General features: G+C 64.0%; 22 protein-coding genes. 12 read left to right on the top strand and 10 right to left on the bottom strand.

All coding sequences use genetic code 11. From position 1 onward, the window contains the following. Nucleotides 1–124: 124 nt before the first annotated feature. A complete protein-coding gene (locus tag IVB40_RS31455) occupies nt 125–1,210 on the top strand; it encodes an NAD-dependent epimerase/dehydratase family protein (protein WP_247817301.1) in 1,086 nt (361 codons plus the stop codon). 120 nt (nt 1,211–1,330) lie between these two features. Beyond that, complete coding sequence (locus IVB40_RS31450; RefSeq protein ID WP_247817300.1) at nt 1,331–2,308, top strand: prolyl oligopeptidase family serine peptidase; 978 nt, start codon at nt 1,331–1,333, stop codon at nt 2,306–2,308. A gap of 468 nt (nt 2,309–2,776) precedes the next feature. On the opposite strand, the gene IVB40_RS31445 is transcribed toward IVB40_RS31450, so the two are convergent. The 5 genes from IVB40_RS31445 to IVB40_RS31425 all read right to left on the bottom strand — a co-directional run bounded on the left by IVB40_RS31445 (nt 2,777) and on the right by IVB40_RS31425 (nt 7,694). Next, nucleotides 2,777–4,105, bottom strand: coding sequence for a Gfo/Idh/MocA family oxidoreductase (locus tag IVB40_RS31445; protein WP_247817299.1), 1,329 nt, complete (start codon nt 4,103–4,105; stop codon nt 2,777–2,779). A gap of 203 nt (nt 4,106–4,308) precedes the next feature. Further along, nucleotides 4,309–5,109, bottom strand: a complete 801-nt coding sequence (locus IVB40_RS31440) for a phytanoyl-CoA dioxygenase family protein (protein WP_247290141.1) — start codon at nt 5,107–5,109, stop codon at nt 4,309–4,311. Between the two features lie 85 nt (nt 5,110–5,194). Beyond that, complete coding sequence (locus IVB40_RS31435; protein ID WP_027565584.1) at nt 5,195–5,872, bottom strand: GntR family transcriptional regulator; 678 nt, start codon at nt 5,870–5,872, stop codon at nt 5,195–5,197. Nucleotides 5,873–6,060: 188 nt separating this feature from the next. Beyond that, complete coding sequence (locus tag IVB40_RS31430; RefSeq protein ID WP_247817298.1) at nt 6,061–6,873, bottom strand: alpha/beta hydrolase; 813 nt, start codon at nt 6,871–6,873, stop codon at nt 6,061–6,063. A 2-nt stretch (nt 6,874–6,875) separates the two neighbouring features. Continuing rightward, complete coding sequence (locus IVB40_RS31425; RefSeq protein ID WP_247817297.1) at nt 6,876–7,694, bottom strand: alpha/beta hydrolase; 819 nt, start codon at nt 7,692–7,694, stop codon at nt 6,876–6,878. Nucleotides 7,695–7,831: 137 nt separating this feature from the next. Here IVB40_RS31425 and IVB40_RS31420 point away from each other — a divergent pair, with 137 nt between their 5' ends. After that, on the top strand, nt 7,832–8,374 hold the full coding sequence (locus tag IVB40_RS31420; RefSeq protein WP_247817296.1) for a methylated-DNA--[protein]-cysteine S-methyltransferase: 543 nt from the start codon (nt 7,832–7,834) through the stop codon (nt 8,372–8,374). Between the two features lie 17 nt (nt 8,375–8,391). Here IVB40_RS31420 and IVB40_RS31415 read toward each other — a convergent pair whose 3' ends face one another. Further along, complete coding sequence (locus IVB40_RS31415) at nt 8,392–9,936, bottom strand: acyl-CoA synthetase (protein WP_247817295.1); 1,545 nt, start codon at nt 9,934–9,936, stop codon at nt 8,392–8,394. Between the two features lie 147 nt (nt 9,937–10,083). Continuing rightward, the gene (locus IVB40_RS31410) at nt 10,084–11,256 is read right to left on the bottom strand and encodes an acetyl-CoA C-acetyltransferase (protein ID WP_247817294.1); all 1,173 of its coding nucleotides are present in this window, start codon (nt 11,254–11,256) and stop codon (nt 10,084–10,086) included. A 208-nt stretch (nt 11,257–11,464) separates the two neighbouring features. Between IVB40_RS31410 and IVB40_RS31405 the strand changes: the two genes are divergently transcribed. The 8 genes from IVB40_RS31405 (at nt 11,465) to IVB40_RS31370 (ending at nt 20,517) form a co-directional block, all read left to right on the top strand. Beyond that, the gene (locus IVB40_RS31405) at nt 11,465–12,067 is read left to right on the top strand and encodes a TetR family transcriptional regulator (protein ID WP_018453285.1); all 603 of its coding nucleotides are present in this window, start codon (nt 11,465–11,467) and stop codon (nt 12,065–12,067) included. Between the two features lie 66 nt (nt 12,068–12,133). Next, on the top strand, nt 12,134–12,892 hold the full coding sequence (locus IVB40_RS31400) for an SDR family NAD(P)-dependent oxidoreductase (protein WP_007615252.1): 759 nt from the start codon (nt 12,134–12,136) through the stop codon (nt 12,890–12,892). 186 nt (nt 12,893–13,078) lie between these two features. After that, the gene (locus tag IVB40_RS31395) at nt 13,079–13,885 is read left to right on the top strand and encodes an enoyl-CoA hydratase/isomerase family protein (protein WP_247817293.1); all 807 of its coding nucleotides are present in this window, start codon (nt 13,079–13,081) and stop codon (nt 13,883–13,885) included. 43 nt (nt 13,886–13,928) lie between these two features. After that, nucleotides 13,929–15,800, top strand: coding sequence for an AMP-binding protein (locus IVB40_RS31390; protein WP_247817292.1), 1,872 nt, complete (start codon nt 13,929–13,931; stop codon nt 15,798–15,800). A 110-nt stretch (nt 15,801–15,910) separates the two neighbouring features. Beyond that, a complete protein-coding gene (locus IVB40_RS31385; protein ID WP_247817291.1) occupies nt 15,911–17,038 on the top strand; it encodes an acyl-CoA dehydrogenase family protein in 1,128 nt (375 codons plus the stop codon). 14 nt (nt 17,039–17,052) lie between these two features. Then, on the top strand, nt 17,053–18,297 hold the full coding sequence (locus tag IVB40_RS31380; protein ID WP_247817290.1) for an acyl-CoA dehydrogenase: 1,245 nt from the start codon (nt 17,053–17,055) through the stop codon (nt 18,295–18,297). Nucleotides 18,298–18,434: 137 nt separating this feature from the next. After that, nucleotides 18,435–19,679 (top strand): acyl-CoA dehydrogenase, encoded by a 1,245-nt coding sequence (locus tag IVB40_RS31375; RefSeq protein ID WP_027565574.1) that lies wholly within the window; start codon nt 18,435–18,437, stop codon nt 19,677–19,679. Between the two features lie 139 nt (nt 19,680–19,818). Then, nucleotides 19,819–20,517, top strand: a complete 699-nt coding sequence (locus IVB40_RS31370) for a nitroreductase (RefSeq protein WP_247817289.1) — start codon at nt 19,819–19,821, stop codon at nt 20,515–20,517. Nucleotides 20,518–20,636: 119 nt separating this feature from the next. On the opposite strand, the gene IVB40_RS31365 is transcribed toward IVB40_RS31370, so the two are convergent. Both IVB40_RS31365 and IVB40_RS31360 read right to left on the bottom strand, forming a co-directional pair. Continuing rightward, nucleotides 20,637–21,185, bottom strand: a complete 549-nt coding sequence (locus IVB40_RS31365) for a sigma-70 family RNA polymerase sigma factor (protein WP_007597240.1) — start codon at nt 21,183–21,185, stop codon at nt 20,637–20,639. Beyond that, nucleotides 21,185–21,415: a NepR family anti-sigma factor gene (locus IVB40_RS31360; protein WP_027565572.1), complete on the bottom strand. Its 231-nt coding sequence runs from the start codon at nt 21,413–21,415 to the stop codon at nt 21,185–21,187. Before IVB40_RS31360 ends, IVB40_RS31365 begins: the two co-directional genes overlap by 1 nt. 221 nt (nt 21,416–21,636) lie before the next feature. On the opposite strand from IVB40_RS31360, the gene IVB40_RS31355 reads away from it, so the two are divergent. After that, complete coding sequence (locus tag IVB40_RS31355; protein ID WP_027565571.1) at nt 21,637–22,443, top strand: response regulator; 807 nt, start codon at nt 21,637–21,639, stop codon at nt 22,441–22,443. A 91-nt stretch (nt 22,444–22,534) separates the two neighbouring features. Here IVB40_RS31355 and IVB40_RS31350 read toward each other — a convergent pair whose 3' ends face one another. Continuing rightward, nucleotides 22,535–23,302, bottom strand: coding sequence for an energy transducer TonB (locus IVB40_RS31350; protein ID WP_247817288.1), 768 nt, complete (start codon nt 23,300–23,302; stop codon nt 22,535–22,537). Nucleotides 23,303–23,373: the final 71 nt, after the last annotated feature.

Below are 23,373 nucleotides of genomic sequence, written 5' to 3'. Positions count from 1 at the left end.
TGACCGGGCGCTTCGCCGGAATCAAGCCTCATCGGCGCCTCGCAGCTGCGAACACCGGCCTGACGCAAGTCGGGCCTGCACGCGATCTGCTATTCAGTCGCGCCAAAACCAGGGAGGCTCGCGCATGACGGGCAAGAAAGTCGTGGTCGCCGGAGCGAGCGGTCTCGTCGGCAATGCCGCGTTGCGACACTTCGGCCTGGCGGGAGGGTGCGATGTGATTGCCCTGTCCCGGCGGAAGCCGCGCGACCTCTATGGTGCCCGTCATGTCCCGATCGACCTGACCAGTGCAGCGGATTGCGAGCGCGCCGCATCGGAACTGAGCAGCGCAACGCATCTGATCTACGCCGCGCTCTACGAGGCGCCGCAGCTCGTCGACGGCTGGCGCGACCCGCAGCAGATCAAGACCAACGATTTGATGCTGCGCAATTTGATGGGTGCGCTCGAGCCTGTGGCGCCCCGCCTCAGGCATGTCGCCGTGTTGCAAGGCACCAAGGCCTACGGCGTCCACGTTCGCCCCTTGGCTGTGCCGGCCCGCGAAGGCCGCTCCGAAATGTACGAGCAGCCCAACTTCTACTGGGCGCAGGAAAACTTCTTGCGCGACCTCCAGACCGGCAAGAGCTGGCATTGGAGCATTCTGCGGCCGGTGCTGATCGTCGGCCTCGCCATGGGCGGCGCCATGGATTTGATCCCGCCGCTCGGCGTCTATGCCGCGATGCTGCGCGAGCAGGGCAGACCGCTCGATTACCCCGGCGGCGCCCCGCGGGTGGGGCAGGCCGTCGATGTCGATCTCCTCGCCCGCGCCATTGCCTGGTCGGGCGAGGCCGAGGCCGCGCGGAACGAGGCCTTCAACGTGACCAATGGCGACGTCTTCACCTGGGAGAACATCTGGCCTGCGGTCGCCGACGCGCTGGAGATGAAGCCGGGCAGGCCGGTCCCGCTGTCGCTCGCGAGGGAATTCCCGAGCTGGGTCGCTCCCTGGGACGCGTTGCGCCGCAAGCACGACCTTGCATCGCCTGCGTTGGCCGAATTCGTCGGCCTCTCGTTCCAATACGCCGACTACAGCCTGCGCTACGGCCAGACCGAATCCGGTCCGCCCTCGATCGTCTCGACCGTGAAGATCAACCGCGCCGGCTTCACCGAGATGATGGATACCGAGGATATGTTCCGGAAGTGGTTCAGGCAGGCGAAGCAAGAGCGGCTGCTGCCTTGAGGCAGAACCAAAGCCGATATGTCGGGGATGGTTGCCCAAGTCAGTTTGTGACCCGAAGGCGACATAATCGGCTGGTTCAACTAGCCATTGTGAAGGTCCTCTGCCCGCGCGGAGCCAAGAATGCGTCGCGTTATTTTATTGTCTGCTCTCTATTTCTTCCTTGAACTGGCGGTGGCGAACGCGGCGGGGGTCAAAAATTTTGACATTCCTGCTGACGGGGCGGGACCGGGGATCAGGCTGCTTGTTTGGACACCTTGTGCGGAGACCCCGCGAGAACTGGATGCCCGTGGCGCCATTTTCCTCGCAGTCCCCGGATGCGCAGTGACAGGCGAAAAGCTTCCCCTCATCGTGATATCGCACGGCAGGCGAGGATGGTTCGGCGGCCACCATGACACTGCGGCGGCCTTGGCCGACGCGGGCTTTGTCGTCGCTGCGCTCAATCATCCCGGTGACACTTGGCGCGACACTAGCCGTACCGATAGCCTTTCTGTGCTGGTGGAGCGGCCTGCGGACATTAAGCGGCTGATTGACTACATGCTCGATAGTTGGCCCGACGCGGCGCGCATCGACGCTCGGCGTATTGGTCTCTACGGATTTTCGTTTGGTGGCTATACGGGTCTTGCTGTCGTCGGTGGTAATCCCGATTTGCGAAAGGGCCTGCCCAATTGCGCGACGTCCAGCCTGTTGGCCTGTAAGCAGCTTGAGAGCGGTGAGGCACCCAGTCAGCCAGTCACGTCCGATCCGCGCGTGAGGGCCGCTGTCATCGTTGATCCATATCCGGCATTTGTGTTCCCAGAGAAGGACCTGAAGGATGTAGCGGTCCCGGTGCAGTTGTGGAGTTCCGACGTCGCCCAAAACGCTGACGGCCTGTCTGGATGCTGTGCGGCAGCGGTCAAACAACGGCTTCCGATGCTGGATTATCACTTCGTAACAAACGCCAAACACTTCTCTTTCCTTGCCACCTGCAGCCCGAAGGAAGTGCAGGGTAATCCGACGGCTTGCACCGATGCGCCGGGTTTCAACCGCAACGATTTTCATCAACAGCTTCACGCTGAGATGATTGGTTTTTTCCGTAAGCACCTTGGTGAAAACCAGTAGACGTCGCAGTAGGTGGGCCGCGCGGGCCTGCCAATGTCGCTGATTGGCCCATCGCTTCCGTTGACGTGGGGCAGCTACATGTCAGTTCACAGGGGCTGACCGGAAGTTTGCGGCTGAGCTCGAAACCAACGCGATTGACCCATTGTGGACTTTTTTTGAACAGGCTTACCCTGCGTCCGTTCGGATACTGAGTCCTTGAAAACAATGCGCGGATCGGTGCACTGTTACGGTGCGTGGCGAGAAGATCATGTGGACGTTCTTAACCGGCCTTTGCCTTTTCATCGGGCTTGCGGCGGCTGCGCTATGGTTTGGGCAAAGGGCCAGACGGCGTTTCCCAAAAGCCTGGGGCAGTTGACAAAATCGTTTCCAGCATCGAACTGCTTTTCATCGTGGCAGTGTTTTTTGTAGTGTTTTATACATGACACGTTGACGGGCTGCCCCCATAAGCTTTGATCCACCAATTTCGATTTATGAACGCGCGGCCTGATCTGCGCTTGCGAACGCCGCTTCCATTGCCTTCCGCGTCTTCACCGTCTCGTTGTCTGCGTCGAACTCGACATCGCTCCAGCGCACGAGCTCGCCATGGGCGACGTCGTGCTTCAGCTTCAGCCGATGCGCCAGCCCGATTGGCAGCGCGCCGGCCTTGAGGCTCGCGGCCGCCGGCACCAGCTTGCCCCACACCGTGTAGCCGCCTTCGCCGTCCAGCATCTCGCCGGCGCGCAGATTGCGTTTTGCCACGGCGGCGACGTCGCCGCGGAAACCATGGGGCTGCCCGGTCGGCTCGCCCCGCAGGGCTGCCGACAAGACCGAGATGTTCAGCTCGAGGCCGATCAGATGGTAGGGCTTGTACATCGCCGCGAAGCGCCCGCTGCCGTCGGTCTTCAGGCCGTACTGCCTGAAGCAGTCGGCCGCGTAGTCGTTCGGCGCCTCGAGCACGACGTAAACGCCCCAGCGCAGATCGCGAAACACCGGCCTTCCGTCGCGCTCGAGCGAGGAGACCACCTCTACGACGCCCGATCGCTCCAGCACGCCGCCTTTGCTGCGCGGCCGCATGATATGCGGGAGGTCGTCGACGCCGCAGGGTGGAAACAGCAGACCCTCTGCAGGCACGTCCAGTCCGCAGGCGTTCGCAATCGCGGCCATCTCGATCGCCGATTTGGTGCCGTCGAGGAAGGAGTTGAACATCTGGGGATTCATCCCGGCCGATTGCGCCTCGCCCGCGGACAACCCGTAATGCTGCCAGACGCCATCCGGCGTCACGTCGTGATAGGCCGGCAGATATTTCGTGCCTTTGCCGGCGGCGACCACGTGAAAACCGGTGGCGCGAGCCCAATCCACCATCTCCGCGGTCAGCGCCGGCTGGTCGCCATAGGCGAGCGAATAGACCACGCCGGCCTTGCGGGCTTCCTCGGCGAGCAGCGGACCCGCGAGCACGTCGGCCTCGACATTGACCATCACGATATGCTTGCCGGCCGCGATCGCCGCGCGGGCGTGCTTGATGCCGACGGCCGGATTGCCGGTCGCCTCCACCACCACGTCCATCGCGCCGCCGGCAATGGCGCGCGCGCCGTCGTCGGTGAAAACAGTGGCGGCGATCCGCGCCGCGTCCCATCCCACGGTGCGGCAGGCCTCGCGCGCGCGGTCGCGATCGATGTCGATGATGATGGGCACCTCCAGTCCCGGCGTGTGGGGCACCTGCGCCAGGAACATCGAGCCGAATTTACCGGCGCCGATCAGCGCCACACGGACGGGCTTGCCGGCGGAAGCGCGGGCCTGGAGGAGGCGGAAGAGGTTCATGGGACGGTCCTGCGAGGCAGAAATTGGTGAGGGGCGTGTTTCTATCAGATCGTCATGGCCGGGCCTGACCCGGCCATCCACGTCTTGCCGGCAGCGATCGTCTCAAGGCGTGGATCCCCGGGCCTTTGCGTCGCCGAAGCGGCTTCGGCCGCGCAGGCGGGACAAGCCCGGCCACGACGACCGAGGATGTTTTGCGAGTAAGTCTACTCCGCCGCCTGCCGCGGCGCACGGGCGAGCCGGACCAGCGCGTCGTCCTTCACCGTCTTGATCGGCGCAAAATCGCGATGCGCGATGTACTCCGGCCGCGTCGGGGTGCGGATGTAATTCGAAACCGCGTTCAGCGTCAGGTACACGATCTTGCGCGGGTAGGGCGTGATGTTGCCCGCCGAGCCATGCACGAGATTGCCGTGGAACATCAGCATGCCGCCCGGCTTGCCGGTCGGCGCCACGATGCCGCCCTGCTTGACGAGGCGCGTCACGGTCTCCTCGTCCAGCGTCCACAGCGGATAGGAGGTCGTCGCGAGGTCGTGCGAGGCCTTGAGGTCGCCGGCGTTCTGGCTCTGCGGCACCAGCATCAGCGGGCCGTTGATCGGCATCACCTCGTCGAGGAAGATCGCGATGTTCATCGCGCGCGGCTCTGGCATGCCGTCGTCGCGCTTCCACGTGCCGTAATCCTGGTGCCATTGCCAGACGTCGCCGGTGAAGGCGGATTTTGCGTTGATCTTGAACTGGTGCATGTAGACCTGCTCGCCGAACAGCTGCTCGACCGGGTCGATCATGCGGGGATGCGCACCCAGAATGCCGAAGGCCTCGTTGTAGAGATGCGCGGCAAAGGCGGTGCGCGGCGCGCCGCTCTTCTCGCGCCAGACTTCCGGCCGGTTTGCGTCATAGATGGCGACCGCCTCGCGCGCGAGAAGATCGACCTCCTCCGGGCTGAACAATTCGGGCAGGAACAGCCAGCCCTCGCGGTGGAAGAACTCCAATTGCTCCTGGGACAGTTTCATGGCGCGTCCTCCTGTTTTAATTTTTGTTATCGCTCGTCATGGCCGGGCTTGACCCGGCCATCCACGTCTTTGGCGGTGGTGGCTGCTACGCGGCCGCCTCTTCCGTCGCCCTCAATCTCTCCTCAGTCATCCGTCCAGCCGTCTGCGCATGCGCAAGCGCCGCACGCTCGGCCGCCTTCGCGTCGCCCGCGAGAATGTGTCCGGCAATGTCGGCATGCTCGGCCCAGGCGCTGCCACGATAATCGAGCTCGGACAGCACCGTCGCCATCGAGCGGCGCATATGCGGCCATTGCGGAGTAATCGTCTCCTCGATCACGGGATTGCCGGAGAGCCGATAGATCGCGCGATGAAACTCGACGTCGAGCGCGATCAGCTCGGCGAGCGTGGTCTTGCCATCGATCCCGCGCCCGGCGGCGAGGGCCGCCTCCAGCCGCGCGCGTCCCGCCGCATCGCTTGCGGCGCGTTCGCCGGCAAGCCGTGCCGCCAGCGCATCGATCGCGCCGCGCACCTCGTAGAGCTGACGGATGCGTGCGGGATCGAGCTGGGTGACTTCAAAGCCGCGCCGGCCACTCTCCGCGACGAGTCCCTGCCGGTGCAACAGGTGCAGCGCATGCGACACCGGCTGGCGCGACACGCCGAGCCTGTCGGCGAGCTCGTTCTGCCGGATTCGCTGGCCGGGCTGCAGCGTGCGGTCGGAGATCGCCTCCAGGATGCGCGCATAGACCTGGTCGATCAGGTTTGGAAGCGGGTCGAGAGGGATCACGCCGGCAGCTCCGAAGGCCAACAGAGAATACGGAATTCCGTATTCGAAGATACGGCGAGAGGATAAGGGCGTCAAGCGCGGCCAATGCGGCGTCCGACCCTGTTTTTGCGCTTCGCCAAGCCATTGATATTGCTCGGCTCGGCTACTGTGCATGGGGTTGTTTTCAAGGAAAAGAGATGTGAGGCCGCCTACTCCGCCAGGAACGCGTTCACCGCCTCGCCGAACTCCAGCGGCGCCTGCTCGAACATCCAGTGCCCGGCATTGGGGATCACGACCGTCTTGGCGCCCGCGATGTGCGCGGCCAGCACGCGCCACATCACCGACAGGCTCCCCGTCGTCGCGCCGCCGCCGATCAGGAGAGTCGGGGTCCTGATCGCCTGCGCGTCCGCGAGCGTGTAGGGCCTGCGCTGCTCGTTGATCTGGCCGAGGAAGGTGATCGCGTTGTCGCGCAATTGCTGCTTCGCCGCCGCCGGCACGCGCCGCCATGTGCCGTCGCCTTCGATGCCTTCGTAGAAGTTCTGCAGCGCGCTCTCGATGTCGCCGGCGCGGATCATCTCGACCGAGCGCGCCGTGCGCGCCGCCAGCGGCGGATGCGCGGGCGTGCCTGCGGGCACCGGCAGGCTGGCATCGAGATCGCCGCCGGGCTCGGCCAGCACCAGTTTGCGCAACAGATCCGGCCGCGACTGCGCCACGCGAAACGCGATGTGGCCGCCGCGCGAATGGCCCATCAGATCGACCGGCGCGGGTTCGACCTGCTCGATGAAGGCGATCACGTCAGCGACGTGCTGGGCCATCTTGTAGTCGTCGCCGACGGCATCCCAGTGCTCGGGAAAGAAATGCCGCAGGCTGACCGAGATCACGCGATGGGATTTCGACAGCGGGCCGAGCACGGAATACCAGGTGCGGAAATCGCCGAGCGTGCCGTGCACGCAGACCAGCGGCGGGCCTCGTCCCACTTCGAGATAGGCCATGTCGTAACCATTGATACGAAATGTCTGCATGATCAGCCCGCCAGAAAATCCAGCACCACTTCGGAGTATTTCTGCGGCGCCTGCTCGAACATCGGGTGCGTTGCGTTCGGGATGACCGTCGTCCTGGAATACGGCACATGCGCGGCGAGCGCATGCAGCACTTTCGGCAGCAGGCCCTTGGTCCGTGCGCCCAGGATGAACAGCGTCGGCATCGTAATGGACTCCGCGTCCGCCTTCGAGAATGGCGGGCGGTTGTCGCGGACCTGGCCGATCAGCGTGAAAGCGTTGTCGCGCAGATTCTGCTTCACCAGCGCCGGCAGCCGCGGCCAGGTGCCGGCGCCTTCAAGCGTGTCGACGAAGACGGCAAGGCCGCCGTCAATGTCGCCGGCCGCGATCTTCTCGGCCGAGGCCGTGAACCGCGCCAGCAGCGGCGAGGGACCGCCGGCATAATCGGGGTCGAGGCTCGCATCGAGTTCGCCGCCGGGCTCGGCCAGCACCAGCCGCCGGAGCAGCTCCGGCCGCCGCTGCGCCACGCGGAAGCAGATGTGCCCGCCGCGGGAATGGCCCATCAAATCAACCGGGCCGAGGTCGAGCTTTTCAAGGAAGGCCATGACGTCGTCGACATGCTGGGCGATCGAATAGGTGTCGCCGACGCCATCCCATTGCGCCGGGAAGAAGTGCCGCAAGCTGACAGCAATCACCCGGTGCCGCTGCGACAGCGGCCCGAGCACGCAGCCCCAGACACGGAAATCGTTGAGCGAACCATGCACGCAGACCAGCGGCGGCCGGCCTCGGTCTTCGCCCACGTCGAGATAGGGCATGTCGTATCCGTTGACGTGGAGGCTTTGCATTCTGGGCTCGCGAACAGGGGGCGGAACTCCTGTGCAAGATTCCCGGAAACCGGGTGGATCGCAACTATTTCCAAGCCTAGATTTGAGCTCAGTTCACATTGGGGGCATGCGAGGGAACGCAAGCCAGGGACCAAACCATGACCGACCAGCATTTTGCCCTGTTCGATAGCAAGATCGGCCTGTGCGCCATCGCATGGGGTCCGCGCGGCATCAACGGCACGCAACTGCCGATGGGCGGCGAGGCGAAGATCCGCACCCGCATCAGCCAGCGCCATGCCGACGCCAGCGAAGCCGAACCGACCGTCGAAATGCAGCAGGCGATCGATCGCATCACAAAGCTGCTCGCCGGCGAGCCGGATGACCTCACCGACATCCCGCTCGACCTCGACGGCGTGCCCGACTTCAACCGTGGCGTCTACGCGATCGCCCGCACCATTCCGCCGGGCAAGACCGTCACCTATGGCGACATCGCCAAGCAGCTCGGCGGTGTCGAGCTGTCGCGCGACGTCGGCCAGGCGCTCGGCCGCAACCCGTGCCCGATCGTCGTGCCCTGCCATCGCGTGCTGGCGGCCGGCAACAAGCCCGGCGGTTTCTCCGCCAATGGCGGCGTGGTGACGAAGCTGAAGATGCTGGAGATCGAAGGCGCGCTGGTGAACCACACGCCGAGCTTGTTCGACTGAGGCGATGACGCCGCGGGCTAGATCTTCGCCGTCGCCTTCGGCCAATATTTGTCGCGTAAATGCCGCTTCACCAGCTTGCCGGTCGGCGTGCGCGGCAGCTCGGCTTCGAAATCGATCGAGCGCGGGCATTTGATCGTCGAGAGGCGGCTCTTGCAGTAGGCGATCAGGTCGGCCTCGAGCTCCTTGCCGGCGCGCTTGGGATCGTGCGGCTGCACCACCGCCTTGACCTCTTCGCCCATCTCCTCGTTCGGTACACCGAACACGGCGACGTCGGCGATTTCGGGGTGGGTGATGAGCACGTCCTCGGTCTCCTGCGGGTAGATGTTCACGCCACCCGAGATGATCATGTAGGACTTGCGGTCGGTGAGAAAGAGAAAGCCGTCACTGTCGAGATAGCCGACGTCGCCGAGCGTCGACCAGCCTTTTGCGTTGTAGGCCTTCTTCGTCTTCTCGGGATCGTTGTGATAGGTGAAAACCGGCGCATCGGCGAAATAGACCGTGCCGATCTCGCCCGTCGGCTGCTCCTCGTCGTTCTCGTCCAGAATCTTGATCTTGCCGACCACGGCGCGGCCGACGCTGCCGCGGTGCTCCAGCCATTCTTTCGAGTTGCAGACGGTGACGCCGTTGCCTTCGGAGCCCGCGTAATACTCGATCAGGATCGGCCCCCACCATTCGATCATCTTGGCCTTGACCTCGACCGGGCAGGGCGCGGCGGCGTGGATCGCGCCCTTCAGGGTCGAGACGTCGTAGCGGTTGCGGACCTCGTCCGGCAGCTTCAGCATGCGCACGAACATGGTCGGCACGAGCTGCGCGTGGGTCACCTTGTATTTTTCGACCAGCTTCAGGAAATCTTCGGCGTCAAAGTGCTCCATGATGATGGAAGTGCCGCCGAGCAGGATCGCCATCATGTTGAAGCGCAAGGGAGCCGCGTGATAGAGCGGCGCCGGTGAGAGATAGGTGGTCTCGTCGTTCATGCCGCACATGCTGGCGCAGAGGACGCGCAGAAACGCGTTTGGCTCGTCGATCGGCTTGCCCTCGAATGCTTTCTTGATGCCCTTGGGCCGGCCGGTGGTGCCGGACGAATACAGCATGTCATAGCCGGCGACCTCGTCGTCGATCGGCGTTGTCGGCTGCGCGGCGGCTTCCTTGTCGTAGGAGCGGAAGCCGGCTTGCGGCTCGTCCATCATGTAGAAGACCGGCTCGCCGGCCGCACCCTTGATCAGGGCCTTGATCTGGTCGGCGCATTTCGGCGTGGTGATCACGACCTTGGCGCCGCAATCGGCGATGATGTAGTCGATCTCGTCCTGCTTCAAATAGCGGCTGATCGCGGTGTAATAGAGCCCGCTGCGTTGCGCAGCCCAGCAGATCTCCATGAAGGCGAGGCGGTTCTCCATCAGCAGCGCGATGTGGTCGCCGGCCTTCAGCCCGAGCGAGCGGAACAGGTGCGCGCCCTGGTTCGAAAGCTCGTCGAGCTCGCGATAGGTAATCGCCTTGCCGGTCCCGGCCATCTGATAGGCGATCTTGTCGGGTGTGGCGCGAGCGTGAATGGAGGGGTGAGTCATGTCTCTGTTTACGGCTAGGAGTGATGTTCCCCGGACGCAGCGCAGCGCGTAGCGGTGCGCTGCAGATCCGGGGTCCATTGTAAGGCATGGGTCCCGGCTCTGCGCCGCAGCGTTTCACGCTGCAGCGCGTCCGGGACACGTGGGAGCTTACAGACGCTCCACGATCGTCACATTCGCCATGCCGCCGCCTTCGCACATGGTCTGGAGCCCGTAGCGCTTGCCGCGCTGATGCAAGGCATGCACCAGCGTCGTCATCAGCTTGGTGCCGGAGCCGCCGAGCGGATGGCCGAGCGCGATGGCGCCGCCATTGACGTTGAGACGTTCCGGATCAGCGCCAGTGGTCTTGAGCCACCCCGTCGGCACCGAGGCAAAGGCCTCGTTGACCTCGAACAGGTCGATCTCGTCGATCGTCATGCCGGCCTTCTCCAGCGCGCGCTTGGTGGCGTGCAGCGGTGCGTCGAGCATGATCACGGGATCGCCGCCCATCATCGTCATGTGGTGGACGCGCGCCAGCGGCTTCACGCCAAGCTGCTTCAGGCCACGCTCGTTCACCACCATCACGCCGGAGGCGCCGTCGCAGATCTGGCTGGCGCTGGCCGCGGAGAGCTTGCCGTTCTCGGCGATCAGCTTGACGCCCTTGATGCCGTCGAGTGTGGCGTCGAAGCGGATGCCTTCGTCGATGTGGTGGGTGTCCTTGGACCCGTCGGCGCGGGTGATCTCGAGCGGCACGATCTCCTTTTTGAAGTGACCGGCCTGCGTTGCCGCGATCGCACGCTGATGGCTGTTGTAGGAGTACTGGTCGAGCTCATCCTTGGAGAGGCCGTACTTCTCGGCCATCATTTCGGCGCCGGTGAACTGGCTGAACACGATGTTTGGATAACGGTGCTCGATACCCGGGCTCTTGTAATTGCCAAAGCCGTTCTTGGCGGGAAGCTGCGACGACAGGCCCATCGGCACGCGTGTCATCGATTCCACGCCGGCGGCGATCACCACGTCCATCGCGCCGGACATCACGGCCTGGGCTGCGAAGTGCAGCGCCTGCTGCGAGGAGCCGCATTGGCGGTCGATCGAGGTGCCCGGCACGCTCTCCGGCAGTTTCGAGGCCATGATCGCGTTGCGCGCGACATTGTTGGATTGCTCGCCGACCTGCATGACGCAGCCCATGATCACATCCTCGACCAGCGCGGGATCGACCTTGGTGCGGTCAACCAGCTCGTCCAGTACCTTCGCGGCGAGATCGGCCGGATGCCATCCGGCGAGGCGGCCCCCCTTGCGCCCGCCGGCGGTACGCGCGGCGGCGACGATATAAGCCTCGGCCATGTCGGTTTCTCCCTGGATTATTTTGAACGGTTGCTTGTCGGGCGGATTTAAGGGGCGACTGGTCGTTTAGTCAATCGATCAATTAACTCTTGTGGAGAGGCGCTGCTTGCGCTTATCTGCGGCCGCTCTCGCGCCAAAATCAGGGATCTCCGTGACTACCAGCGTACCGAACCGGCTCCCCAGCGGAAAGAATTCCACAGCAGAGAAATTGCTCGTGGCCGCGAGCGAGTTGATGATCGAACGCTCCTCGATCGAGATTTCGCTGAGCGACATCGCCCAGAAGTCCGGTGCCAACGCCGCGCTGGTCAAATATCACTTCGGCAACAAGGACGGCCTGCTGCTGGCGCTGCTCGAGCGCGACGCGGGGACGGAACTGTCCAATCTCGAGTATCTGCTGGCGCAGCCGATCACGCCGACCGCCAAGTTGAAGCTGCATATCGGCGGCATCATCCGCGCCTATCACCGGTTTCCGTATATGAACCGGCTGATCCACTATCTGCTGCACGAGAGCGTCGCGGGCTCCGCGGACGAAGTCTCGAAATTCTTCGTGGCACCGCTGCTGGATTTCCATCGCCGCCTGCTCGCCGAAGGCGTCAGTCAGGGCGAATTCCGCGCCACCGATCCGGTGCTGTTCTACACCAGCCTGATCGGCGCCTGCGATCATTTGTTCTTCGGCCGGCACGCGATGTCACGCGCGACCGGCGTCGGCCCGGTCACCGACGACGTTTGCCGGCAATACATCAAGCATATGGAAACGCTGATCTGCGGCGGCATTCTCACGAATATCGAGGAAGCTGCCGCGGCCGGATGACCGGCCAGAACGCAGAAGTCTAGAGAAGAAACGCCCAAGGAAAAGGTTCGAGGAAAGGTACAAGCGATGCAGTTGAAAGACGTAGCCGTTCTCATCACGGGCGGCGGGTCGGGCCTTGGTGCCGCGACCGCCCGCGCGATGGCCGCCAAGGGCGCCAAGATCGGCGTGATCGACCAGAGCAAGGAAAACGCCGAGAAGGTTGCCGCCGAAGTGAAGGGCATCGCGCTTCACGCCGATGTCACCAGCGAGGAGCAGATCAAGGCGGCGATCGCCAAGGCGGAAGCCGCGCACGGCGTTGCGCGCGTGCTGATGAACTGCGCCGGTATCGGCGGCTCGCAGCGCATCGTCGGCCGCGATGGCGTCTACCCGCTGGAAAAGTTCGCGCGCATCATCAATGTCAATTTGATCGGCACCTTCAACTGCCTGCGGCTGTTCGCCGAGCGCCTCGTCACGATCGAGCCGGTCGGTGAAGAGCGCGGCGTCATCGTCAACACGGCGTCGGTCGCGGCTTACGAAGGGCAGATCGGTCAGATCGCTTATGCGGCGTCGAAGGGCGGCGTCGTCGGTCTCACGCTGCCGGCCGCGCGCGACCTCGCGAGCCAGAAGATCCGCGTCAACACCATCGCGCCCGGCCTGTTCCTGACGCCGCTGCTGATGGGCTTGAACGAAGAGGCCCGCAAGAGCCTCGGTGCCCAGGTGCCGCATCCCGCGCGTCTCGGCGACGCCAATGAATACGGCTCGCTCGCCGTGCACATCGTCGAGAACCCGATGCTCAATGGCGAGACCATTCGCCTCGACGGCGCGATCCGCATGGCGCCGCGGTAGCTCTTCCTCCCTTCTCCCCTTGTGGGAGAAGGTGGCGCGCGTAGCGCGCCGGATGAGGGGTCTCTATCCACGGAGACAGACCCCTCACCCAAGCGAATTCCGGGTTCGCAGCGTACACGCCCTCTCCCACAAGGGGAGAGGGCGTAGCAATCGGCACCGCGAATGGCGGCAAGCACGAGGCGCCTCATGTCCCAACCGCTGCTGATCGAGCAAAATGACGGCGTCGACACAGTGACGCTCAATCGTCCCGAACACCTCAACGCGCTCGATCCTGCGTTGATCGACGCGCTCAACGTCTATTTCCAGGGCGTCCAGCGCAACCGGGATACGCGCGTCGTGGTGCTGAAGGGCGCCGGCAAGAACTTCTGCGCGGGACTCGATCTCAAGGCGGCGATGGCGCGCCGTGCCGGCCAGCAGGAGCCGCCTGATGTCACCGAGTCGCTGGATTCGCAGCGGCGCATCGCCGACATCGTGATGCTGATGCGGCGCTGTCCGCAGCCGATCCTCGCGCTGGTGCAGGGCGCGGCGGCCGGCGGCGGCTTTGCGCTGGCGCTCGCCTCCGACATCCGCATCGCGACGAGATCGGCGCGGATGAACTGCGCCTTCATCAAGCTCGGCCTTGGCGGCTGCGACATCGGCACCAGTTATTTCCTGCCACGCCTTGTCGGTGTCTCTGTGGCCTCGGAGCTGATCCTCACGGGACGCTTCATCGGCGCCGAGCGGGCGCTCGCGGTCGGGCTGGTCTCCGAGGTCGTCGACGAGGACAAGCTCGATGAGGCCGCCGAACCCTATGTCGACGCGATGATCACGGCCTCGCCCGTGGGCCTACGCCTGTCCAAAGAATGTCTCAACATGAGCGTCGATGCCGGATCGCTGGAAGCCGTGATCGCGATGGAGGATCGCAACCAGGTTCTGTGCAGCCGCTCCGAGGAATTTTCGGAAGGCATCAGGGCCTTCCTTGAGAAGCGAAAGCCTGTCTATATCAGGCGCTGACAATGAAGATCCGTAAAGGACGAGAAATTCCGGGAGACGCAAAATGAGTGGAAGCGCGGCGGCGGTGATGACGAAGCCCGCCTTTCGCAAGGTCGAGTGGCTGGCGCGCGACATCGATGTCGAGCGCCGCGACGACGGCACGGTGGTGCTGAAGTCGCGCATCCCGCTGCAGGCCTACGAGAAGCATATCCCGGCTTCGCTGGCAAAATGGGCGAAGGAAGCGCCCGAGCGGATCTGGCTTGCCCAGCGCGGCGGCCCTAACCGCGAATGGCGTAAGGTGTCCTATGGGGAGGCCAAGCGCATCGTGGATGCGCTGACGCAAGGCCTGCTCAATCTCGCGCTTGACGGTCGCCCGGTCACGATCCTCTCCGGCAATTCGATCGAGCACGCGCTGATGACGCAGGCGGCGATGCAGGCGCGCGTCCCGGCCGCGCCGGTCTCGCCGGCCTACTCCTTGATGAGCCATGATCACGTCAAGCTGAAATATTTGTTCGACCTGATCAAGCCGGGCGTGGTGATGGTGCAGGACGGCCCGACCTTCGAGAAGGCGCTGAAAGCGCTCGATCTCACAGGCGTCACCGTGGTTCACGTCTTGCGGCCCTGTGAGGGTATCGCGAGAGTCAGCTTTGCCGAGCTCGCGGCGACGGCCGTGACGGCCGATGTCGAAGCGTCGATCGCGAAGATCGCGCCTGAGACCGTCGGCAAGCTGCTGTTCACGTCAGGCTCGACCGGCATGCCCAAGGCCGTCATCAACACGCAAGCGATGATGTGCGCCAATGCGGCGATGATGATGCAGGTGCGGCCGCGCGATCCCGGCGGTCCGATCTCGACCATGCTGGACTGGATGCCCTGGAACCACACCATGGGCGGCAATGCGGCGTTCCACCCGATCCTGGTCGATGGCGGCACGCTCTATATCGATGACGGCCGGCCGATGCCGGGCCAGTTCGATGAGACGCTGCGCAATCTGCGCGAGATCTCGCCGACCTATTACGCCAACGTCCCCGCGGGCTATGCCGCGCTCGCCGCCGCCATGGAGAAGGACGACGCGCTGTGCCGATCCTTCTTCAAGAACCTCTCGATCATGGCCTATGGCGGCGCGCGACTGCCGGATGATCTCTACGACCGCATGCAGGCCCTCGCCGTGAAGACCACCGGTGAGCGCATCGTGTTCTACACCGGCTGGGGCTCGACCGAGACCGCGCCCACCTCGACCGGCACCTATTGGGACACCGAGCGCGTCGGCCTGATCGGCCTGCCGTTCCCCAGCGTCGAGTTGAAGATGGTGCCCTGCGGCTCGAAATACGAGCTGCGTCTGCGCGGCGTCAACGTCACGCCGGGCTATTTCGGCCAGCCTGACCTGACGAAGAAGATGTTCGACGAGGAAGGTTTTTACTGCATCGGTGACGCCGGCGTCTTCGTCGACGACACTGATCCGGTGAAGGGCATCATCTTTGCCGGGCGCGTGGTGGAAGATTTCAAGCTGACCACCGGCACCTTCGTCCATGTCGGCTCGCTGCGCACGGATGCGATCGCCGCGGCAACGCCTGTCGTCCATGACGCGCTGGTCGCGGGGCAGGATCGCGCCTTCATCGGCCTGCTGGCCTGGCCGAACCTGCATGCCTGCCGCCAGCTCGCCGGCAACCCCGATCTCAGCTTCGATGATGCAGTGAAGCATCCCGAGGTGATCGCTTGCTTCAGGCGCGGACTGGAGGCCCACAATAAGGAGTGCGAAGGCGCCAGCAGCCGTATCATCGCGCGCGCCATGCTGATGGCGGAGCCGCCCTCGATCGACGGCAACGAGCTCACCGACAAGGGCTACATCAACCAGCGCGCCGGCTTGGAACGTCGTGCCGCGCTGGTTGAGCGGCTTTATGCTGACAAGCCCGACCAGGATGTGATCGTGCTGAAATGAACACCGTAGGATGGGTAGGGCGCAGCGAAACCCATCGCTCGTAGTCAGACACTCGATGGGTATCGCTTTGCTCCACCCACCTACAGAACAACAGTAACGGGATACGCGCCATGAACTTCGATTTCTCTGACGACCAGAAGCAGCTCCGCGATCAGGCGCGCAAATTCCTCACTGAGAAATGCTCGCCAAAGGCGGTGCGCGCAGTTCTCGACGGCAAGGCGCCGTATGACAAGGAGCTGTGGAAGGGGCTCGCCGAGATGGGTTTTCTCGGTGTTGCAATCCCAGAGGACTTTGGTGGCGCCGGCGCCGGTCATCTCGAACTTTGCGTGATCGCTGAAGAGATGGGCCGGGCGAACGCGCCGGTGCCGTTTTCCTCCACTGTCTATCTCGCAGTCGAAGCGCTGCTGATCGCGGGCAGCGACGCGCAGAAGAAGAAATGGTTGCCGGCGATTGCCTCGGGCGAGGCGATCGGAACGCTGGCGCTGTTCGAGGGAAAAGGCAATCCGTCACCGAAGAACGTCAAGCTCACGGCTGCCAATGGCATGCTCAACGGTGTCAAGAAGCCGGTCGCCGATGGCGCGATCGCCGACTTCGCGGTGGTCGCGGCACGCACGGGATCGAGCGGACGCGACGGCGACATCTCCTTGTTCATCGTCGATCTCAGGGACGGCGGCGTCGAGGTGAAAAGCCTGACCAATCTCGATCCGACCCGCGGGCAGGCCGAGATTACTTTTAGGGATTGCAAGGCCGAGCCGCTGGGTGCGGCCGGCGAAGGCTGGAGCATCTTGACTCAAGTGCTCGATCGCGCCGCGGTGCTCTGCGCGTTCGAGCAGGTCGGCGGCTCCGACCGCGCGCTGGAGATGGGCCGCGACTATGCGCTCGACCGCATCGCCTTCGGCCGACAGATCGGTTCGTTCCAGGCCGTCAAGCACATGCTGGCGGACATGTACGTGTCGGCGACGCTGGCGCGTTCCAACAGCTATTACGGCGCCTGGGCGCTCTCGACCAATGCAGGCGAATTGCCGGAAGCGGCTGCAGCCGCGCGCATCAGTGCAACGCAGGCGTTTCAGCACTGCGCCAAGAACAACATCCAGGTTCACGGCGGCATGGGTTTCACCTGGGAGTTCGACTGCCACATGTACTACCGCCGCGCCAACGCCATGGCGCTGGGGCTCGGCAGTCTGTCCTATTGGGAAGACCAGTTGATCGACCGCATGCGCAAGAAGAACGCGGCGTAGGCAAAGGCAACGTCATGAACTTCGACGATACCCCGCAGGAAGCCGAATTCCGCGCCACCGCGCGCGCCTGGATCGGTGCGAATGCACCGAAGCAATACGAGGACGAGCTCCGCAAATCCTCCCTCGGCCGCACGCAATTGAAGAACGCCAACATCCTCGACGTTGCAAAGGCCTGGCAGAAGAAGAAGGCCGATGCCGGCTGGGCCTGTCTGCACTGGCCGAAGGAGTATGGTGGCCGCGGCTCGTCGCCGATTGAACGTGTGATCTGGCAGCAGGAAGAGGGGCCGTTCGGCCAGCTATCCCGCATGTTCATCATCGGCCACGGCATGTGCGGGCCGACCATGATGGCGTTCGCGCGCGAGGAGCATAAGCGCGCCTATCTGCCGCCGCTCGCCTCCGGCGAAAAGGTCTGGTGCCAGCTGTTTTCCGAGCCCGCCGGCGGCTCCGACGTCGCTGGGTTGCGAACCCGCGCGGAAAAGGACGGCGACGACTGGGTGATCAACGGCCAGAAGATCTGGACGTCGGGCGCGCACTATTCCGACTACGGAATTTTGCTCACCCGCACCGATCCGACCGTGCCCAAGCACAAGGGCCTGACCATGTTCTTCCTGGACATGAAGAGCCCGGGCGTCGAGGTGCGGCCGATCAAGCAGGCGAGCGGCGCTTCCGACTTCAACGAGGTCTATTTCACGAACGTCCGCATTCCCGATCACCAGCGCCTCGGCGAGGTCGGCGACGGCTGGAACGTCTCGCTGACCACGCTGATGAACGAGCGCAGCGCGATCGGCGCGGCCGTCTCGACCGGCCTACCCGAGCTGTTCGATTATTGCTCGGACCTGATGCTGGACGACGGCCCTGCCATCGAGGATCGTGCGGTGCGCGCGAAGCTGGCGAACTGGGCAGTGAAGGCGAGCGGGCTGAAATACACCAGCATGCGCGCGATCTCCGCGCTGTCGAAGGGCGAGCGCCCGGGACCGGAAAATTCCATCGGAAAGCTGGTGGCGGGCTCGATGATCCAGGATGTCGCGACTTATGCCCTGGACTTGCAGGGCGCGGGCGGAGTGGTCAGCGGCGAGGACGCCGAACTCGCCGGCCGCTTCCAGGCGATGCTGCTGCGCGCGCCGGGCACCCGTGTCGAAGGCGGCACCGACGAGATCATGCGCAACATCATCGCCGAGCGGGTGTTGGGCCTGCCCGGCGACATCAGGGTCGACAAGGACGTGCCGTTCAACAAGATCCCGACGAAAGGAAGAGGCTGATGATCCTCATCCTGAGGAGCCGCGGAACGCGCCGTCTCGAAGGATGCAGGCCCGACTGAGGCCACATGGTTCGAGACGGCGCTGCGCGCCTCCTCACCATGAGGGACTAAGACAGAGCAAGAACGAAGAGGTCCGCCATGAATTTCGACGACACCCCGCAGGAAGCCGCATTCCGCGAGACCGCGCGCAAATGGGTCGAGGCCAACGCGCCGAAGGAGTTTTTGGCCGAGCTGTCAAAATCCTCGCTCGGCCGCATCCGGCTCGCCAACCACGACATCGTCGATGTCGGCAAGGCCTGGCAGAAGAAGAAGGCCGAAGGCAACTGGGCCTGCCTGCATTGGCCCAAGGAATATGGCGGCCGGGGTGCGACGCCGATCGAGCGGGTGATCTGGCAGCAGGAGGAAGGCGTCTATGGCAAGCTGACGCAGCCGTTCCAGATCGGCGAGGGCATGTGCGGCCCGACCGTGATGGCTTTTGGCAGCGAGGACGCCAAGCGGCGCCATTTGCCGAGGCTGGCCGCGGGCGAGGAGATTTGGTGCCAGCTCTTCTCCGAGCCGTCGGCGGGCTCTGACGTCGCGGGCTTGCGCATGCGCGCGGAGAAGAAGGGCGACAATTGGGTCGTCAACGGCCAGAAGATCTGGACCTCCGGCGCGCACTATTCCGACTACGGTCTTTTGATCGCGCGCACCGATCCCAATGTGCCCAAGCACAAGGGGCTCACCATGTTCTTCCTGGACATGAAGAGCCCCGGCGTCGAGGTGCGTCCGATCAAGCAGGCCAACGGCATGCAGGAGTTCAACGAGGTCTATTTCACCGACGTCGTCATTCCCGACAGCCAGCGCCTCGGTGCCGTCGGCGAGGGCTGGAGCGTGTCGCTGACCACGTTGATGAACGAGCGGATGTCGATCGGCTCGCGGCTTGCGACCGGCGTCCCCGAGATGTTCGAGTTCTGCTCCAATCTGATGCTGGAGGATGGCCTCGCCATCGACGATCCCGCCGTGCGCTCAAAACTCGCGAGCTGGGCGGTGAAGTCGAACGGGCTGAAATACACCAGCTACCGGGCGATCTCGGCACTGTCCAAGGGTGAACGGCCGGGGCCGGAGAATTCGATCGGCAAGCTCGTGTCCGGCATGATGCTGCAGGATATCGCAACCTACGCCATGGACCTCCAGGGCGCGGCCGGCGTTCTCACAGGCAGCGACGAGGAAACCGTTCAGGGCCAGTTTCAGCAGATGCTGCTGTCCTCGCCCTCGATGCGCATCGCGGGCGGCACAGACGAGATTTTGCGCAACATCATCGCCGAGCGCGTGCTGGGACTGCCGGGCGACATCCGCGTCGACAAGGACGTGCCGTACAACAAGATCCCGACCAAGGGACGGTGATCTAGTCTCTCGCTGTATCTTGTAGGGTGGGCAAAGCCAAGCGTGCCCACCATGCGCAGATGCGCCGAGGTAAGTCTGTCGGTGGGCACGGCGCTATGCGCCTTTGCCCACCTTACGAAGAGAAGGCGCGAGTTGATCCATGGACGCACAAGTAAAGCAAAACGACCGCATCGGCGTACTCGAAGAGCTACTCAACGAGCGCTACTCGGTACGAGCCTTCCTGGCCAAGGAGGTCGATCGCGCGACGATCGAACATTTGCTGACGACCGCGCAGCGCACGGCGTCCTGGTGCAACAGCCAGCCCTGGCAGGTCGTCATCGCCAGCGGCGAGGCCAAGGAGCGTTTCCGCAAGCTGATCTACAAGGAGGCTTCGGGCGGTCTCGGGGACGACTATGATTTCCCGCCGCCGCGCGAATATCTCGGCGCCTATCTCGATCGCCGTCGCCAGAGCGGTTTTCAGCTCTACAACACGCTCGGCATCGCGCGCGGAGACAAGATGGCCTATGCCAAGCAGGCGCTGGAGAACTACAATTTCTTCGGCGCGCCGCATGTGGCCATCATCCACACCGACGAGCCGCTCGGCATCTACGGTGCGATCGATTGCGGCGCCTATGTCTCGAACTTCATGCTGGCCGCGCAGGCGCTCGGGCTCGGCACGATTCCGCAGGCGGCGCTCGCGCGCCACTCCGGCCTGATCCGCCGCCATTTCAATCTGCGTGATGATCGCCGCATCGTTTGCGGTATCTCGTTCGGCTATGCCGACCACGCCCACAAGGTCAACAGCTACCGCACGTCGCGTGCGAGCGTGGCCGAGACCGTGACCTTCGTGGACGAGTGATCGAGGCGACGCAGGCACGCATCAAGTTTCACGCTTCAGACATGATCACTTGAGACATGCGAAGGCGGCCGCGGAAGCGGCCGCCTTCATCGCGGTCTCGGTCCGATTGACGCCGGCGGTCAGCCGCCGCTGCCGCCGATGACGGCGCGAATGGTCTCGTCGGGCCCGAAATCCTCGGCGCCGTCGACATAGAGCAGCGCCGCGAGCTTGGAGCGCGCACGGTTGACGCGGCTCTTGATTGTGCCCACCGCGCAGCCGCAGATCGAAGCCGCATCCTCGTAGGAGAAGCCGGAGGCGCCGACGAGGATCAGCGCTTCACGCTGGTCCTGCGGAAGCTTGTCGAGCGCCGTGCGGAATTCCTCGAACTCGAGATGGGCGTTCTGCGAGGGCTGCGTCTTCAGCGTCTTGGCATAGTTGCCTTCGGCGTCCTCGACTTCCCGCCGCCGCTTGCGATAGTCGGAGCGGAACAGGTTGCGCAGGATCGTGAACAGCCACGCCGGCAGATTGGAGCCGGGCTGGAACGAATCGATGTTGGCGAGCGCGCGCAACAGCGTCTCCTGGACCAGATCGTCGGCGCGGTCGGCATTGCCGCTGAGCGAGATGGCGAACGCGCGCAGACTGGGCACGGCCGCCAGGATGTCGTTACGCAGGGAGTCCGTGAGAGGCATCAATCCCTCCCATTGTTGTCGTTAGAGCCGCCACCATTTTCCACTTGGGGTGCCGCTCCCGGCGCATCAAGTTTCTTGATCAGTTCCGCGAACCGGTCCGGAACCCCCTGCCGCACCACGTCGTCGTACATGGCGCGCAGCTGGTGCCCGATCCGGGACTGTATCTCCGGAGTGAGCCCTCCCTTGCCGGGGGTCGTGCTTTTGCTGGCTTGAGACTTGAGATCTTTCATGACCTGTTCCACGTTTCCCCGAGTTAAGTGACTGTAAAATCGAGAAGTTCTCTCAACCGGGAGCCGTTCCCTGGATAGGCACAATGCGAGCTGCGAGAAAAAGTTCCGCCCCCATGCGGAACTTTTCTCAGGCTGAGGCGTAATCAGCCCAGCAGGGGAACCCGGGCCCCCCGCCTAACGCCTGCACGTCAAGGTCGGCCCGATGATGATATGGAGTGGGGATGTCCCGTTCACAGCTTGTTGCTGAACACTTGCCGTTGTTGCGCCGGTACGCACGCGCCCTGACGGGCAGCCAGTCCTCCGGTGACGCCTATGTCGCAGCCATGTTGGAAGCCATGCTGGGAGATCCGTCGGTGCTCGACGAGAGCCACGGGCCGCGCGCCGGCCTGTTCCGGCTGTTCACCCAGATCTGGAATTCCGTTTCCGTCAACGACGATTCCGAGGTGACGAACCTGCCGATGCCGCCGGAGCGGCGGCTCTCGAACATCACGCCGTTGCCGCGGCAAGCCTTCCTGCTGCTCTCGCTCGAGGGATTTTCGGAGGAAGAGGTCGGCTACATTCTTGGCACCGACGTCGGCGAGACGCGCCGGCTCGCGGATGCCGCAGGCCGTGAGATGGCCGCCGAGATCGCCACCGACGTGCTGATCATCGAGGATGAGACCTTCATCGCCATGGACCTCGAAAGCCTGGTGAAGAATCTCGGCCACAATGTCGTCGGCGTCGCCCGTACCCACGCCGATGCGGTCGCCTTGGCAAAGAACAGGCGGCCCGGCTTGATCCTGGCCGACATCCAGCTCGCCGACGGCTCGTCGGGCCTCGACGCCGTCAACGAGCTGCTCCGCACCTTCGAGGTGCCGGTGGTGTTCATCACCGCGTATCCGGAACGCTTCCTTACCGGAGAGCGCCCCGAGCCGGCGTTCCTGATCTCGAAACCGTTCCAGCCGGCGATGGTGTCGGCGGTGGCGAGCCAGGCGCTGTTCTTCCAGCGCAACTCCCGCAACCGCGCGCCGAAGGTACCGGCGGCGTAAGGGAGGCGCTTGCAACGTAAGGAAGCTCCCATCGCGGACAAGAGGACGGCGCGCCGCAAGGCCCGCCGTCTTTTGTTCGCCGGCACTCTATTCAGCAGCCTCGGCAGATGCTGTTAAGCTTGGCCTTCAACTTGGGTTCGTCCGTCCATGCCCCACCCATCGGTTGCGTTCCATCGAGAGTCATCAGGATGGTCACCTTCTGGAGGTCGTCCTTCGCCTCGGGCGGTGGCTTCGGAAATGGCTCGCTTCGCTCGACCATTCTGAGCGCTGCCGCATCCAGCGGCGGGGAGCCTGTGCTTTCCACCAAAGCGTGCGAGATCAATTTGCCCGAGCGGTCGACCACGAATGCGACGCCGGCATCGCCTCTGTGACCCATCGCCTCCGGCGGAAACGCCCTGTTGCGCCAGACATGCTCGGTTACCGTCTTGCGCCAAGTAGCCATTGCGTCGCCCTCGGTGAGGGCGGGACCCGTCCTGCTCAGCACTAACCCGGAGGGCGGCACCTGGAATTGGCGGCCTCGGAAGACGATCGGGACTGTGAAAGAGAACGAGCTCTCCGTCAGTTCCGAAGGCGCTTCCGGAAATGGCTGAGCGCGCTCGACGATCGCAAGCGCAGCAGCATCGAGCGATTGGGACCCGGCGCTCTCTGCCAGCGTCCGCGATATTAGTTTGCCGGACCGATCCATAACGAATGCAACCCTGGCCTCACCCGTTTGCCCCATCGCGGCAAGCGGGAAGAAAGTTCTGCTCGCGATGTGCGCAGCCAGTCTCATCTTCCAGGCTTGGACGGAATCGGTCTGCGCTCGGGAAGGGAAAGCCGCCAGCAATCCGAGAAGCGCGGCCAGCACGGGGAATTTCATTTGCATCGAATACGAATACTAGTCGCGGTCAGGTTGATTGCAAGGCTGGTTGCTCGTACCGCGCGGACTGG

The organism is Bradyrhizobium sp. 40, assembly GCF_023100925.1.
Classification (GTDB): domain Bacteria; phylum Pseudomonadota; class Alphaproteobacteria; order Rhizobiales; family Xanthobacteraceae; genus Bradyrhizobium.
The sequence above is the reverse complement of the archived record's forward strand: the minus strand, read 5'-3'. Positions and strand labels throughout refer to the sequence as shown.